The organism is Sanguibacter suarezii NBRC 16159 (assembly GCF_001552735.1).
In the GTDB taxonomy this organism is placed as follows: Bacteria; Actinomycetota; Actinomycetes; order Actinomycetales; family Cellulomonadaceae; genus Sanguibacter; species Sanguibacter suarezii.
In genome coordinates this window covers 317,440-331,442 of the sequence record NZ_BCRT01000016.1, presented here as the reverse complement: position 1 = coordinate 331,442, position 14,003 = coordinate 317,440, and the positions used below count along the sequence as shown (strand labels likewise).

Sequence of the window (14,003 nt, the reverse complement as noted above, 5' to 3'; positions counted from 1 at the left end):
GATTTGCCGGGTGCGCCACGCCGCCCTGATTGCTTACCAGAGGCCAAAAATCTACGCTGCAGGCATGGAATTCCTCTATCACGCCTTCGCTGTCCTGCACTTTGTCGGCTGGGCCATCGTCCTGGGTGGCTACTTCGTCTCGATGCGCACGCCCGGCCTGAACAAGGGTGTCTTCCACGGTGCCGCGACGGCGGCCGTCGCGGGGATCCTCATGGTCGGCGTCGCCGAGATGGGTGGCCTCTGGGACGACGGCGGGCCGTCGATGACCAAGATCGGCATCAAGCTGGTCATCTCGCTGATCATCGCGGTCCTGGCCTTCCTCGCCGTCAAGAAGGGCGACAAGGTCTCTCCCGCGCTCAAGCACTCGATCGGCGCCCTGACGCTGGTCAACATCATCGTCGCGGTCTTCGTCTGACCTGACGCTCGTCGCCTACAGTGTCGGCGTGAACGCAACCCAGGAACTCGTCGTCGGCCTCGTCATCGTCGCCGGGATCGTCGGCGGGACCACACAGGTCGTGCCAGGCGCTGTGATCGTCTTCGGTGCGATCCTCGTGTGGGCGCTGATGACCGGCGGGGCCCTCGCCTGGACCGTCCTCGCCGTCGCCACGGCCGCGCTGGTCGCGGCAGGAGTGGTGAAGTACATCGTCGCCGGGCGGCACATGACCCGCGCCGAGGTGCCTGGCTCGACCCTCCTCGTCGGCCTCGTCGTCGGGGTGGTCGGCTTCTTCGTCATCCCGGTCATCGGGTTGTTCGTCGGCTTCGTCGGCGGGGTCTACGCCTGCGAGCTGGCGCGTCGCCGCTCCCACATCCAGGCCTGGGCGGCGACCAAGGCGGCGCTCACCGCGACCGGGCTGACCATCCTCATCGAGCTCGCGGGCTCGCTCCTGGCGGGCACGGCGTGGTTGCTCGCGGTCGTCATCTGGTGAGCTGGCGGGGGATCGCGCCTCACGAGGCGATGAATAGTGACCCGGATCACTCATGGTCGCCCGTGGGCCGCCGATAGGGGGTCGGTTCCGTCCGGCACCACCTCTGCGACCTCTGCGAGTGCCCATGCTGTCACGCCTGAGCTCGACGTCCATCATGACCCGGCTCATCACCATCGTCACCGTCTCCGCAGTCGGGATGGGGCTGCTCGCCCTCATCGCCTCGAGCGTGGCACGTGACCGGATCATGCAGGAGCGGCAGGCCGCGACCCGCTCTGTGGTGGAGACCGCTGCGGGGATCGTCTCCTTCTACGGTGATCGCGCCGAGGCGGGGGAGATGACCACGACCGAGGCGCAGACCGCGGCGATCGCCGCGGTGGGCGCGCTCCGCTACTCCTCGCAGGAGTACTTCTGGATCAACGACGAGACGCCGTCGATGATCATGCACCCGATCAAGCCGGAGATGGACGGCACCGACCTGTCCACCAACGCCGACGCGGACGGCACTCTCATCTTCGTGGAGATGACCCGGGTGGTGCAGTCCTCCGGGGCCGGCTTCGTCGACTACCTGTGGCCCAAGCCCGGGGCCGACTCACCCCAGCCGAAGACCTCTTACGTCCAGGGCTACGAACCCTGGGGCTGGATCATCGGTTCCGGCATCTACGTCGACGACGTCCAGGGCACCGCACTGACCGACGCCGGCAAGGTCGCCCTCGCGGCAGCCGGGCTCGTGCTGCTCTGCGCGATCATCGGCGTCGTCATCGCACGCTCGATCGTGCGCCCCATCCGCCGTGCCACGGATGTGCTGGCCTCCGGCGACCTGCGGGTGCGCCTCGAGACCGGTCGGGGCCGTACCGAGCTCGAGCGTCTGGCCGCCTCGCTCAACACGACGCTGGACCGGTCCTCCATGGTCGCCCACGAGGTGTCCACGGCTGCCGCGCACCTGGAGGGCGCTGCGTCACAGCTGCTGCGCAGCGGCGAGGAGATGGCGATGTCCTCTCAGGTCACCTCCGTCCAGACCGCTCAGGTCGCCGGGTCGGCGACGACCGTCAGCGCGGGGATCGACACCGTCGCCGCAGGCACCCACCAGATGGGCGCCTCGATCTCGGAGATCGCTCGCAACGCCAACCTCGTCGCCAAGATCGCCGCCGACGCGGTCGACGCCGCCGAGGCGACGAATCGCACCGTGACGGAGCTGGGACAGTCCTCCGCCCAGATCAGCACGGTGGTCAAGGTCATCACCTCGATCGCGGAGCAGACCAACCTGCTCGCCCTCAACGCCACGATCGAGGCAGCCCGCGCGGGCGACGCCGGCAAGGGCTTCGCTGTCGTGGCGGGGGAGGTCAAGGAACTCGCCCAGGAGACGGCCCGGGCCACCGGCGGGATCTCCGACCGGGTCGAGGCGATCCAGGCCGCCGTCGAGCAGGCGGCGGGTGAGATCACGGAGATCTCCTCCATCATCGCCCAGATCAGCGACCTCCAGCTGACCATCGCCGGCGCCGTCGAGGAGCAGACGGCGACCACCTCGGCGATGGCGCAGACGGTCTCCACCGTGGCCGATGGTGGGCGCAGCATCGCGCAGTCTCTGCGCGAGGTCCAGGTCGCCTCGGAGACAACCTCGCAGGAGATCGACGCCATCCGGTCGGCTGCCTCGGAGCTCGCGGAGACGTCGCGGACGCTGCAGGCCACGGTGACGGCGTTCACCGCCTGAGGGCGCGCTCGGCCCGGGGTGCTCAGGGTGTCGGTGGGGACGCTTAGGCTGGGTGGGCTATGACTTCTCTCTTTGATCACCTCCCCGGTTTCGACGGCCTCCCGGGAGCCCCGGCCCCCGCCGCGCCCGTGCCCGACGACGCACGCGACCCGGGCCCCGCCGCCTCGGCCTTCGCGCGGGTCGCCGCTGCCCACCCGCAGGACTGGGAGGGCGAAGCCGCCCAGGCGCGCGCCGCCTCCGCGGCCACGGCCGACGCGCTGCTGGAAGGGCTCAACCCGCAGCAGCGTGAGGCCGTCGTGCACGGCGGGAGCCCGCTGCTCATCGTCGCTGGGGCCGGCTCGGGCAAGACGCGGGTGCTCACCCACCGCATCGCCTACCTGCTGGCCACCCACCGGGCCCGCCCGAGCGAGATCCTCGCGATCACCTTCACCAACAAGGCCGCCGCGGAGATGCGCGAGCGTGTGTCCGCGCTCGTGGGACCGGCCGCCGGACGGATGTGGGTCTCGACCTTCCACTCCGCCTGCGTGCGGATCCTGCGCCGGGAGGCCGCCGCCCTCGGGCTGCGCCAGTCCTTCTCGATCTATGACTCCGCCGACTCCCAGCGGCTGCTCACCATGGTGCTGCGCGAGCTCGACGTGGACCCCAAGAAGTACCCGGTCAAGCAGCTCGCCCACAAGATCTCCTCGCTCAAGGACGAGCTCGTCACCCCGGAGCGGTACGCGCTGGAGTCCGGCGCCTCAGACCCGTCCGGCACCGCCGCCAACGAGTTCGACCAGACGCTGTCGTCGGTGTACACCCGCTACCAGGCGCGGCTGCGCCAGGCGCACGCCCTCGACTTCGACGACCTCATCATGACCACGGTCGGTCTGCTCCAGGACCACCCCGCGGTGGCCGAGCACTACCGGCGCCGGTTCCGGCACGTGCTCGTGGACGAGTACCAGGACACCAACCACGCGCAGTACACCCTCGTGCGCGAGCTCACCGGGGTGCGCACGGGCGACCCCGAGGACCCCGCCGCCGCGGGCGCGCTGCCGCCGGGGGAGCTGACCGTCGTCGGCGACTCCGACCAGTCCATCTACGCCTTCCGCGGCGCGACGATCCGCAACATCCTCGAGTTCGAGGTGGACTACCCCGAGGCCCGCACCATCCTGCTCGAGCAGAACTACCGCTCGACCCAGAACATCCTCTCCGCGGCCAACGCCGTCATCTCCCGCAACACCGACCGCATGCCCAAGCGGCTGTGGACGGACGCCGGTGCGGGGGCGAAGATCATCGGTTACGTCGCCGACAACGAGCACGACGAGGCCCGCTTCATCGCCGCGGAGATCGACCGCCTGGGCGACGCCGAGGGCGTCCGTCCCGGTGACGTGGCCATCTTCTACCGCACGAACGCCCAGTCCCGTGCCCTGGAAGAGGTGCTCATCCGCGTCGGGCTGCCCTACAAGGTGGTCGGCGGCACGCGCTTCTACGAGCGCCGCGAGATCAAGGACGTCATCGCCTACCTGCGCGCCGTCGCCAACCCCGACGACGACGTCAACCTGCGCCGCATCCTCAACGTGCCCAAGCGCGGGCTGGGGGACCGCTCCGAGGCGATGGTCGTGGCCCAGGCCGAGCGCAACCGGTCCTCCTTCAACGAGGCCCTCGACCATCTGGAGGAGATCCCGGGCCTGACCGCTCGCGCCCTCAACCCTCTCAAGGCCTTCCGCACCCTCATGGACGGCCTGCGCGAGCTCGCCGAGAAGGGTGCCGGGCCCGCCGAGATCCTCGGGGAGGTGCTCGACCGCACCGGCTACCTCGCTGAGCTGCGGGCGAGCGACGACCCGCAGGACGAGTCGCGGGTGGAGAACCTCGCCGAGCTGCACGCCGTGGCGAGCGAGTTCGAGGAGTCCGAGCCCGAGGGGACCCTCGCGGACTTCCTCGAGCGGGTCTCCCTCGTCGCCGACTCCGACCAGATCCCCAGCGCCGACGACGCCGGTCACGAGGGCGCCCCGGTCATCGACCCGGGCGTGGTCACCCTCATGACCCTGCACACCGCCAAGGGTCTGGAGTTCCCGGTGGTCTTCCTCACCGGCATGGAGGACGGCACCTTCCCGCACATGCGCTCCCTGCACGACGACGTCGAGCTCGCCGAGGAACGTCGCCTCGCCTACGTGGGCATCACCCGCGCCCGCGAGCGGCTCTACGTCTCCCGCTCCGCGGTGCGGTCGGCATGGGGGATGGCCAACGAGTTCCCGGCCAGCCGGTTCCTCGACGAGATCCCCGAGGACCTGTGGGACTGGCGCCGGCGCGAGTCGTCCATGGCGACGCTGCGCGGACCGGGCGGGTACACCGGTGGTTGGGGCTCAGGTGGGTACGGCTCGGGCAACCGCCGCCGGTCTTCCGACGACGACGACTTCGCCCCGCCGATCGGCTCGGGCGGCTACCGCAGCGAACGGGGTGCCCGGTCCGCCGGGGCCTCGTCGTCGGGCGCCGGGTCGTGGAAGAAGGCGGCCGAGCCGGCCAGCCCGAGCTTCGGCTCCGGCGGCGGCAAGGCCGACGCGGACATCCCGTCGTTGGCGGTGGGGGACCGGGTCACCCACGACTCCTTCGGCCTGGGGACGGTCGTCGCGGTCGAGGGGTCCGGGCCCAAGTCCGTGGCCAAGATCGACTTTGGGGCGGACGGCACCAAGCGCCTGCTGCTGCGGTTCGCGCCGGTCACCAAGCTCTGAGGTCTCCTCACAACGTTCCCCAGATGGCACGGTTGCACGTGCAGTCGTGGCGAGACATGTTGGTTGGCATCGCAATGGCCAAACCTTCCTCAGAATCCGACGCCGAGCGGTCCGCTCAGCTTTTGTCTTGTACGTCTCCGTCGTCGTCCATGGAACGGGCGTCGGCGTGTCACTGCTTGATGCAGTTGTCGCGCGGGCGGCGCGCACAGGGCTGGGGGTGGCGGATCTCAACCCGCGGGCCCGGGGGATGGCAAGCACGGATTGGCCCTAGACGGCAGGACCACGGTTGAAGGCGGAATGCGCGCAGTGCGCATGGTTCGCCACTGACCGGGTGAGTAGCAATTCCTGATGAAATGGACCGACAGGGTTGATGGCCGATTTTCTCGTGTGCGAGTTGAACTATCTGAGGTCGCATTATCTGATGGCTATTCCTCTTGTCGAACATGCGTTCCCTAGATAGAATGGAGTACGAAGCCACATAAGGAACGCGACAGGCGAGGAGGCGTGTCATGGATTCAGGTAATTCATTCTTGACGCGTGATCCTGCACCCGTTGTTGAGCGCATTGAAATAGCCCCTTGGGTATGGGCTGATGTGGCGGACGGTCCGGTGAGCACGCTGGTTGAGGACTGGGTCGAGGTGGCGTTCGAGGAGCTGATCCGGTCGGCCTGGCCGGCGGGGGCTGGCGAGATGTGTGCGCAGGCGGTTCCTGCGGATGACGGCCTGTGCGTGGGGCCAGTGACTCCTGCGGTAGTCACCGATCGTCCCGATCTGGGTGCGCCGGTGGACGTCTTCGCGCAGCTGGACCAGCTGGAGGCGTTGGTCGAGCTGATCGCGTCGACAGATCCGGCGTCGTTGCCGGGGGTGGTTGCGCAGGAGGTGTCGCGGCGAATCCATGGTTCGCTGGGTCGGTTGGAAGGCCAGCGGTTGGGATGCATCGGACGGGCTGAGGCTGAGGGGTCGTGGCGCGCCGAGACGATGCATTCCTTCGCGTCGTGGTTGGCGAAGGCGGAAGGCCTGTCGGAGACGTCGGCGGCCCGGACCGTCGCTGCGGCGCGGGCGGTGCGTGAGCACCTGCCCGCCACGGGCGTGGCGGCTCGGGCTGGGGTGATCACGAGCGAGCATGTGGCGATCATGGTCAAGGCGACCAAGACGCCGGTGTTGTGTCAGGCGCTGGCTGGCCCGGTGCCTGGGGACGCGGAGCCTGAGGACGGGGCGCCTGAGGCTGGAGTGTGCACGGGTGAGCAGGCGTTGCTGGCGCACACGGCGACCTGGTCGGTCAAGGACTTCAACACCCTGATCAAGCGGTTCACGGTCTCCGCTGACCCGGAAACCCAGGAGAAGGCGTTCAAGGACGCGGTCGAGCGGGAGTACTTGCGGGTGTCCCCGACGTTGGGTGGGATGACGATCAACGGGTTCGTCACCACCGAGCACGGCCAGCTCATCACCACGGCGCTGCGGTCGATCGCCGGGGTCCCTGCCGCCGACGACCTGCGCCCGGCGGACCTGCGTAAGGTCGACGCCCTGGTGGACCTGTGCCAGCGGGCCCTGGACGGCGGGATCGCCGGCAAAGGCGCCAACGTGCGCCCTCACCTGTCGGTGCACGTCAGCTGGGAGGAGTTCACCCGGGTCTTTGAGGCTACCCACGGCGCAGAGAGTGACAGTGACAGCACCGACGCAGACGGCACCACCTCCACCACCGGCGTCCAGAGCTGGTCGTCCAAGACGCTCCAAGCCCGCCTCCGGGCCGGCTACGCGACCTGGGAAGACGGCACCGGCCCAATCCCCGACGCGGTCCTGCGACGCATCGCCTGCGACGGAGAGGTCACCCGGATCATCTTCGGGCCCGACTCCCAGATCCTCAATATCGGCCGCAGCAGACGCACCTTCACCAAAGAGCATCGCCGCGCCATCGTCGCCCGCGACCGAACCTGCGTCTGGCCCGGCTGTGACGCGCCACCCCACGTCTGCGAGATCCACCACGCCATCCGCCACTGGGCCGACAACGGCGACACCACGCCGTCCAACGGTGCACTGCTCTGCCGACACCACCACCATCGCGTCGACGGCGAGAACATCGCCATGACCTATGACGACCGCTGGACCGTCCACATGCCCGGCACCTACCAGCCCGGCGCGGTCGCCGCCTGATTCTGAGGCCGGCTCAGTCCGCCAGGACGGCGGCGAACAGCAGGCTGTCACGCCATGCGCCGCGGACGAGCAGGTGGTCCCGGAGCTGGCTTTCCAAGGTCAGTCCCGCCTTCTCGAGCACCCGCGCCGATGCAGCGTTGTCGGGATGGCACGTCGCCTCCACCCGGTGCATGCCCAGCGACTGCGCCGTCGCGACCAGCGTCTGGGCGACCTCCGAGGCGTAGCCCTGGCCCCACCGTGCGGGGTCGAGCATGTATCCGAAGGAGGCCCGGCGGTTCCTGGGGCTGGTGACCTGCAACCCGGCGGACCCGATCCCCGTGCCGTCGGGCAGGGTCACCGCCCACGTGAACTCCTCCGGCCCGCTGCCTGTCCGTGACGCCTCGTCCAGGAAGGCCTGCGTGTCCGCCGGCGTGTTCGGGCCCCAGTCTGTGTAGCGCGTCACGGCAGGGTTCGCCGTGATGGGGTGGAGCCAGGCGAAGTCGGTCGCTGAGAAGGCGCGCAGGTGCAGCCGAGACGTCGTGACGATCATGGCGACCATTGTGCCTCGAAGCCACAGGAGCCGATGGTGGCCGATGTGACGGCGAACACGTCGCCCGCCATACTGTCGTCCATGCGCAGCGAACTCTTCAGCCAGGCCCACAACGAGGTGCACTCCGGCGAGCGGTACACCCTGCAGAACCCGCGGTTGCTCCGGGTCTCCCTCGGCCCCGACGTCATCGCAGCGAAGGGCGTCATGGTCGCCTACACCGGGCAGGTGCAGTTCCGCCACGAAGGCGCGGGCAGCGTCGCGAAGGTCATGAAGCGGGTGCTCACCGCGGAGGACCAGCCGCTCATGCGGATGACCGGCCAGGGCCAGGTGTACCTCGCCCGGCGCGCCGCGCACGTGTTCACGATGGAGCTCGAGGGGGAGGGGATCAGCGTCGGAGGGCACTCTCTGCTCGCCTTCGACGCTGCCCTGCAGTGGGACATCCACCGGACCGGGACCGCGATGGTCGGTGCTGGGTTGTTCAACACCACGGTCGGCGGGCACGGCACGGTCGCCCTCACCTCGGACGGCCAGCCGCTCATCCTCGACTGCTCCCAGCAGCCCGTCTTCGTCGACACCGACGCCGCAGTCTGCTGGTCGGCGAACCTCAAGCCGTCGCTCGTCAGCTCGATGTCCGCCATGTCGTTCATCGGCCGTGGGTCGGGGGAGGCCGTGCAGTACTCCTTCCACGGTCCTGGCTTCGTGGTGGTCCAGCCGTCGGAGTCGGTCTGAGGCCATCACCTGGAGCGCGAGTGTGGCGCACCTGACACTGACTGTGGTGTACCTGACACCTTGTCAGGAGCCCGTCTGTCCAGATCGGCACTAGTCTGTAAGAAAGTGTCTCGACGTCGAGACACATGTGTGTACCGGTCGACGGAAGGACGCAGCAGGGTGGACCTGTTCGAATACCAGGCACGCGACATCTTCGAGAAGCACGGCGTGCCCGTGCTGGGTGGAGTGGTCGCCACCACTCCTGAAGAAGCTCGCGCAGCAGCAGAAGAGCTCGGCGGAGGAACCGTCGTCGTCAAGGCGCAGGTCAAGGTCGGAGGCCGCGGGAAGGCGGGCGGCGTCAAGCTCGCCCACACTCCCGACGAGGCAGCCGAGCAGGCCGCACAGATCCTCGGCATGGACATCAAGGGTCACACGGTGCACCGTGTGATGATCGCCGCCGGTGCGAAGATCGCCGAGGAGTTCTACTTCTCCGTGCTCCTCGACCGGTCCAACCGCTCGTACCTCGCCATGGCGAGCGTCGAGGGTGGCATGGAGATCGAGCAGCTCGCTGTCGAGCGGCCCGAGGCTCTCGCCAAGGTCGCCGTCGACCCGCTCGTGGGCATCGACGAGGCCAAGGCCATCGAGATCGCCGAGGCCGCTGGCTTCGCCGACGCCATCAAGGACCAGGTCGTCGACGCCTTCCAGAAGCTGTGGACCGTCTACAAGGAGGAGGACGCGACGCTCGTCGAGGTCAACCCCCTCGTCCTCACCGAAGACGGGAAGATCGTCGCCCTCGACGGCAAGGTCACCCTCGACGAGAACGCTGGCTTCCGTCACCCTGACCACGCCGAGCTGGAGGACAAGGCCGCGGCCGACCCCCTCGAGGCCAAGGCCAAGGAGAACGACCTCAACTACGTCAAGCTCGACGGGTCGGTCGGCATCATCGGCAACGGCGCGGGTCTCGTCATGAGCACCCTGGACGTCGTCGCTTACGCCGGCGAGCGTCACGGCGGGGTCAAGCCCGCCAACTTCCTCGACATCGGCGGCGGCGCCTCGGCCGAGGTCATGGCTGCCGGCCTCGACGTCATCCTCGGTGACGCCCAGGTCAAGTCCGTCTTCGTCAACGTCTTCGGCGGCATCACCGCCTGTGACGCTGTCGCCAACGGCATCGTCGGCGCCCTCAAGGTGCTCGGCGACGCTGCGACGAAGCCGCTCGTGGTCCGCCTCGACGGCAACAACGTCGAAGAAGGCCGTCGCATCCTCGCTGAGGCTGCCCACCCGCTCGTGACCCTCGCCGAGACGATGGACGGCGGCGCCGACAAGGCTGCCGAGCTGGCCAACGCCTCCGCCTGATCCGCACCCAGAGAGAAGAAGCGACACAACAATGGCAATCTTCATCACTGAGGACTCCAAGGTCATCGTTCAGGGCATGACCGGTTCCGAGGGCCAGAAGCACACCACGCGCATGCTGGCCTCGGGCACGAACATCGTCGGCGGGGTGAACCCGCGCAAGGCGGGCACCTCCGTCACCTTCCCCCAGGGCGAGGCGTCGGTCGACGTCCCCGTCTTCGGCTCCGTCGCCGAGGCGATGTCCGCCACCGGCGCCGACGTCTCGGTCATCTTCGTCCCGCCGGCCCACACCAAGGCCGCCGTCGTCGAGGCCATCGAGGCGCAGATCCCGCTCGTCGTGATCATCACCGAGGGCGTCCCGGTCAAGGACACCGCGGAGTTCTTCACGCTCGCCCAGGAGAAGGGCGTGCGGCTCATCGGCCCCAACTGCCCCGGCCTGATCAGCCCCGGACTGTCGAACGTGGGCATCATCCCCGCGAACATCACCGGCGCCGGGAAGATCGGCCTCGTGTCGAAGTCCGGCACGCTGACGTACCAGATGATGTACGAGCTCCGTGACTTCGGTTTCTCCACGGCGATCGGCATCGGTGGGGACCCCATCATCGGGACCACGCACATCGACGCCCTCGCTGCCTTCGAGGCAGACCCCGACACCGCCGCGATCGTCATGATCGGCGAGATCGGTGGCGACGCGGAGGAGCGTGCCGCGGCGTACATCAAGGAGAACGTGACCAAGCCGGTCGTCGGCTACGTCGCGGGCTTCACGGCTCCCGAGGGCAAGACCATGGGCCACGCCGGCGCCATCGTCTCCGGCTCCTCGGGCACCGCCCAGGCGAAGAAGGAGGCCCTCGAGGCCGCCGGGGTCAAGGTCGGCAAGACGCCGTCCGAGGCCGCTGAGCTCATGCGCGAGATCCTCTCCGCCTGATCCGCACCACCTGATCGCGCGAAACCAGCACGACGGCGCCCGTCCCGGTCTCGGGGCGGGCGCCGTCGTCGTCGTAGCGCCGTCTCCCAGCGCGACGCGCCTCACAGCCAGGCGCGCCGTCCCTCCTCCCGGCCCAGCCCTGGCCTTCGGGAGACGATGGTGCCGTGACCGTCGGACCCCCACCCACCCAGCCCGGACGCCTGCAGACCCTGCGCCGGATCGTCGAGCAGCGACTGCCCGGCGACTCCTCGCGCACCTCCATCGACGGTGCCGCGCCCTGGGTCTCCGGGATGCTGGCCGCCGCGCAGGCGCTGCTGTTCTCCCTCGCGGCAGTCGTCATCCCCGCGATCGCGATGGTCGTGGCGGCAGCGGCGCAGATCCCTGGCGCGGAGACGAGCTGGGGTGGCGCCGTGGGCATGGCTGCCCGCATCTGGCTGCTCGGGCACTCGGTCCCGTTGGCCACGGGCGTGGTCGACCTGACGATCGTGCCGCTCGGAGTGAGCGCCGTCGCAGTCTTCGGGGCCTACGTCAGCGCCCGGCGCACCATGACCCCGCACTGGTCGGCCCTGGCCTCCGGGACGGGCACCTACGTCGCCGGCGGAGTCTTCGTCGCGCTGCTGACCGGAGCCGTCAGCCCCGGCCAGCTCTCCTGCGCTGTCCTGGGGTCCCTGGTCGTCGCCGCGATCGGGCTGTCCTGGGGGACGCTCGCCCGGCCGGACTCCGGCGACCTCGCCGACGCTCTGCACGCCCTCGTGCTGCGCGTCCCGGTGCTGCTCCGGGTCGGGCTGCGCGGCGGGATGGTCGCCGCCGCCAGCGCCGTCGTGCTGGCCGGCGTCGTCGCGCTCACCTGGATCGTCGCCGAGCACACGACGGTGACCGACGTCGTGCGCGGGCTCGCGCTGGACAGCGCGAGCGGGGTGTCCCTCGCGATCGCGCAGCTCGCCCTGGTCCCCAACCTCGTCGTGTGGGCGCTGGCCTGGCTGGCCGGTCCTGGCTTCACGGTCGGTGCCGGGACGCACTTCGGGCTGGACGCGGTGACCTCGGCCCCGCTGCCCGCGCTGCCGCTGCTCGGCGCCCTCCCCGGACCCACCACGGGCGCTGGGCTGGGCGTGTGGGCGCCGGTGCTCATGGCCGGTGCCGGCGTGATGGGCGGCTGGTTCGTGCACCGCAGGTTCGAGCACATCGCCTGGTGGCACGTCTTCGTCCTGGCCGGCACGATCGCCGCGGGGGCAGGGCTGGCCTGCGGGTCGCTCGTCGGGCTCGCCTCAGGGGTCGCCGGCCCTGGACGGTTGGCAGAGGTGGGCGCGTCGGGGACGTTCATCGGGCTGACCATCGCGGCGCAGGTCGGCCTCGGAGCTCTCGTGCTGCTCCTGGCCGTGCGCCACGAGGTGTGGTCCGCCGCACGCCAAGGATGGACGACGCTGCGTCGCTCCCTCAGCGAGCGTGCCCGCACACCGGAGACCGACGAGTCGTAGCCGGCTGCCGGCGGACCCGGTCACGCGGTGCTCAGCCGGTGCTCAGTCGGTGAGGGACTTCTGGTACTCGGTGATCGCCCTCTGGTAGTCCGACTCGCAGGTGGACGTCGCGGACAGCGTGATGGCCTGGTTGAGGCAGGACTGGCGGTCCATCTCGATCTGCCACACGGGGATGACCGCGAGGGTGGTCAGCGCCAGGGCGAAGGTCATGATCACGCCGGCGGACATCGCCACCACGAGGAAGCCGCGCAGACCGGCGCGCCAGATGCGGCGCAGCGCGCGGATGCCCACCACGAGGGCCAGCAGGCCGATCGCGACGCTCACCAGCCGCCACGGCAGCGCGATGGTGCTGGTCAGCAGCGTGGCGAGCATGAGCAGGCCGAAGTGCATGACGGACCGGGTGGCTAGCCGGGCGGCGTCCGGATCGACCGGGGGTCGTGGGGTGCGCGGGGTGCCCTGGGGTGCGGGGGAGGTGGCCTGGTCGCCTGCGAGGGGCAGGTGCGCGCCGTCCTCGGGGGCGGGTGCCGGCGGCTGGAAGCGGCGCGGGTCCGGCGGCGGGGTGCCCGGCGGCTTCGGGGCGTACGGGTTTCCCATGGCCCCATCATCTCGCATGTCGCCACCCGTCGTGCACGAGGGGTGAAACGCCCTCGGCCCGGCGGGCATGAGGAGTTACTGTTCCGTCCGTGACTTCTCGCTCTCAGGACCCCTCCGCCCGCACCCCCTCCGGTCACCCGGTGGCCGTCGTGGGACGCGGTCCCGACGCCGCCGCGCGCGTCGTCGTGCTCGCCTCAGGAGGCGGGAGCAACCTCGCCGCGCTGCTCGCGGCGCACGACGCGCCGGGCTACGGCGCGCGGGTGGTGGCCGTGGTGACGGACAACCCGACGGCCGGCGCGATCACCGTCGCCCACGACGCCGGGATCGCCTGCGCGGTGGTGCAGATGGCCGACTTCGACTCCCGGGCGGAATGGGACGTGGCCCTGGCCGAGACCGTCGCGGTGTTCAACGCGGACTACGTGGTCAGCGCGGGCTTCATGCGGCTGCTCGGTGCGGGCTTCCTCGGTCGCTTCGGTGGCCGGATCATCAACACCCACCCCGCGCTGCTGCCCGCCTTCCCCGGGGCGCACGGTGTGCGTGACGCCCTCGCCTACGGGGTGCGGGTCACCGGGTGCACGGTGCACCTCATCGACGAGGGCGTCGACACGGGCCCGATCATCGCCCAGGCGGCCGTGCCCGTCGAGGACGACGACGACGAGGCGACCCTGCACGAGCGGATCAAGGCCGTCGAGCGGCAGCTGCTCGTCGACTGGGTGAGCCGGATCGCCACCGGCACGCTGACCGTCGACGGCCGCCACGTGCGGGTCATCCCCGGCTGATCCTCGAGGCCGGCGAGAGAACCGGTAGGATCGGCAGCGGTCGCGACTGGCGAGGGTGGGGTTCACCACCGGGGAGCGACCAGGAAGTCCCTGTGCAGGCTCACCGGTCTCGGTGAGGCTGCGTGGCGCCGTCCGCCTGGGCGCCTGGGTT

The 14,003-nt window shown here is 69.9% G+C and carries 12 protein-coding genes and 1 riboswitch; of the genes, 10 read left to right on the top strand and 2 right to left on the bottom strand.

The annotated features are described in order from the left end of the window. Window positions 1-64 precede the first annotated feature (64 nt). From SS2_RS12120 to SS2_RS12100, 5 genes are all read left to right on the top strand, one after another. A complete protein-coding gene (locus tag SS2_RS12120) occupies window positions 65-415 on the top strand; it encodes a hypothetical protein (protein ID WP_066464391.1) in 351 nt (116 codons plus the stop codon). A gap of 28 nt (window positions 416-443) precedes the next feature. Then, window positions 444-926 (top strand): DUF456 domain-containing protein, encoded by a 483-nt coding sequence (locus SS2_RS12115; protein WP_066464390.1) that lies wholly within the window; start codon window positions 444-446, stop codon window positions 924-926. Window positions 927-1,050: 124 nt separating this feature from the next. Beyond that, entirely contained in the window at window positions 1,051-2,634 is a 1,584-nt protein-coding gene (locus SS2_RS12110; RefSeq protein WP_083942180.1) for a methyl-accepting chemotaxis protein, read from the top strand. Window positions 2,635-2,693: 59 nt separating this feature from the next. Further along, window positions 2,694-5,342: a DNA helicase PcrA gene (pcrA, locus tag SS2_RS12105; protein ID WP_066464388.1), complete on the top strand. Its 2,649-nt coding sequence runs from the start codon at window positions 2,694-2,696 to the stop codon at window positions 5,340-5,342. 509 nt (window positions 5,343-5,851) lie between these two features. After that, a complete protein-coding gene (locus SS2_RS12100) occupies window positions 5,852-7,492 on the top strand; it encodes an HNH endonuclease signature motif containing protein (RefSeq protein WP_157607321.1) in 1,641 nt (546 codons plus the stop codon). Between the two features lie 13 nt (window positions 7,493-7,505). On the opposite strand, the gene SS2_RS12095 is transcribed toward SS2_RS12100, so the two are convergent. Next, window positions 7,506-8,021: a GNAT family N-acetyltransferase gene (locus SS2_RS12095; RefSeq protein ID WP_169796300.1), complete on the bottom strand. Its 516-nt coding sequence runs from the start codon at window positions 8,019-8,021 to the stop codon at window positions 7,506-7,508. Window positions 8,022-8,102: 81 nt separating this feature from the next. Between SS2_RS12095 and SS2_RS12090 the strand changes: the two genes are divergently transcribed. The 4 genes from SS2_RS12090 to SS2_RS12075 all read left to right on the top strand — a co-directional run bounded on the left by SS2_RS12090 (window position 8,103) and on the right by SS2_RS12075 (window position 12,479). Further along, entirely contained in the window at window positions 8,103-8,750 is a 648-nt protein-coding gene (locus tag SS2_RS12090; protein WP_066464506.1) for an AIM24 family protein, read from the top strand. 159 nt (window positions 8,751-8,909) lie between these two features. Beyond that, complete coding sequence (sucC, locus tag SS2_RS12085; RefSeq protein WP_066464382.1) at window positions 8,910-10,082, top strand: ADP-forming succinate--CoA ligase subunit beta; 1,173 nt, start codon at window positions 8,910-8,912, stop codon at window positions 10,080-10,082. 31 nt (window positions 10,083-10,113) lie between these two features. Next, a complete protein-coding gene (gene sucD / locus SS2_RS12080) occupies window positions 10,114-11,004 on the top strand; it encodes a succinate--CoA ligase subunit alpha (RefSeq protein WP_066464380.1) in 891 nt (296 codons plus the stop codon). Window positions 11,005-11,168: 164 nt separating this feature from the next. Continuing rightward, window positions 11,169-12,479 carry a cell division protein PerM gene (locus SS2_RS12075; protein WP_066464377.1) on the top strand — a complete coding sequence of 437 codons (1,311 nt, stop codon included), beginning with the start codon at window positions 11,169-11,171 and terminating at the stop codon, window positions 12,477-12,479. A gap of 42 nt (window positions 12,480-12,521) precedes the next feature. Here SS2_RS12075 and SS2_RS12070 read toward each other — a convergent pair whose 3' ends face one another. After that, window positions 12,522-13,073, bottom strand: a complete 552-nt coding sequence (locus SS2_RS12070; RefSeq protein ID WP_066464375.1) for a hypothetical protein — start codon at window positions 13,071-13,073, stop codon at window positions 12,522-12,524. 89 nt (window positions 13,074-13,162) lie between these two features. Here SS2_RS12070 and purN point away from each other — a divergent pair, with 89 nt between their 5' ends. Continuing rightward, window positions 13,163-13,852, top strand: a complete 690-nt coding sequence (gene purN, locus SS2_RS12065; protein ID WP_083942179.1) for a phosphoribosylglycinamide formyltransferase — start codon at window positions 13,163-13,165, stop codon at window positions 13,850-13,852. A gap of 32 nt (window positions 13,853-13,884) precedes the next feature. Then, window positions 13,885-14,001: riboswitch (ZMP/ZTP riboswitch) on the top strand. Window positions 14,002-14,003: the final 2 nt, after the last annotated feature.

Coding starts and splice junctions, on each gene's coding strand:
- SS2_RS12120 (WP_066464391.1), top strand. CDS start 65: ATGGAATTCCTCTATCACGCCTTCGCTGTCCTGCACTTTGTCGGCTGG.
- SS2_RS12110 (WP_083942180.1), top strand. CDS start 1,051: ATGCTGTCACGCCTGAGCTCGACGTCCATCATGACCCGGCTCATCACC.
- pcrA (WP_066464388.1), top strand. CDS start 2,694: ATGACTTCTCTCTTTGATCACCTCCCCGGTTTCGACGGCCTCCCGGGA.
- SS2_RS12100 (WP_157607321.1), top strand. CDS start 5,852: ATGGATTCAGGTAATTCATTCTTGACGCGTGATCCTGCACCCGTTGTT.
- SS2_RS12095 (WP_169796300.1), bottom strand. CDS start 8,021: ATGATCGTCACGACGTCTCGGCTGCACCTGCGCGCCTTCTCAGCGACC.
- SS2_RS12090 (WP_066464506.1), top strand. CDS start 8,103: ATGCGCAGCGAACTCTTCAGCCAGGCCCACAACGAGGTGCACTCCGGC.
- sucD (WP_066464380.1), top strand. CDS start 10,114: ATGGCAATCTTCATCACTGAGGACTCCAAGGTCATCGTTCAGGGCATG.
- SS2_RS12070 (WP_066464375.1), bottom strand. CDS start 13,073: ATGGGAAACCCGTACGCCCCGAAGCCGCCGGGCACCCCGCCGCCGGAC.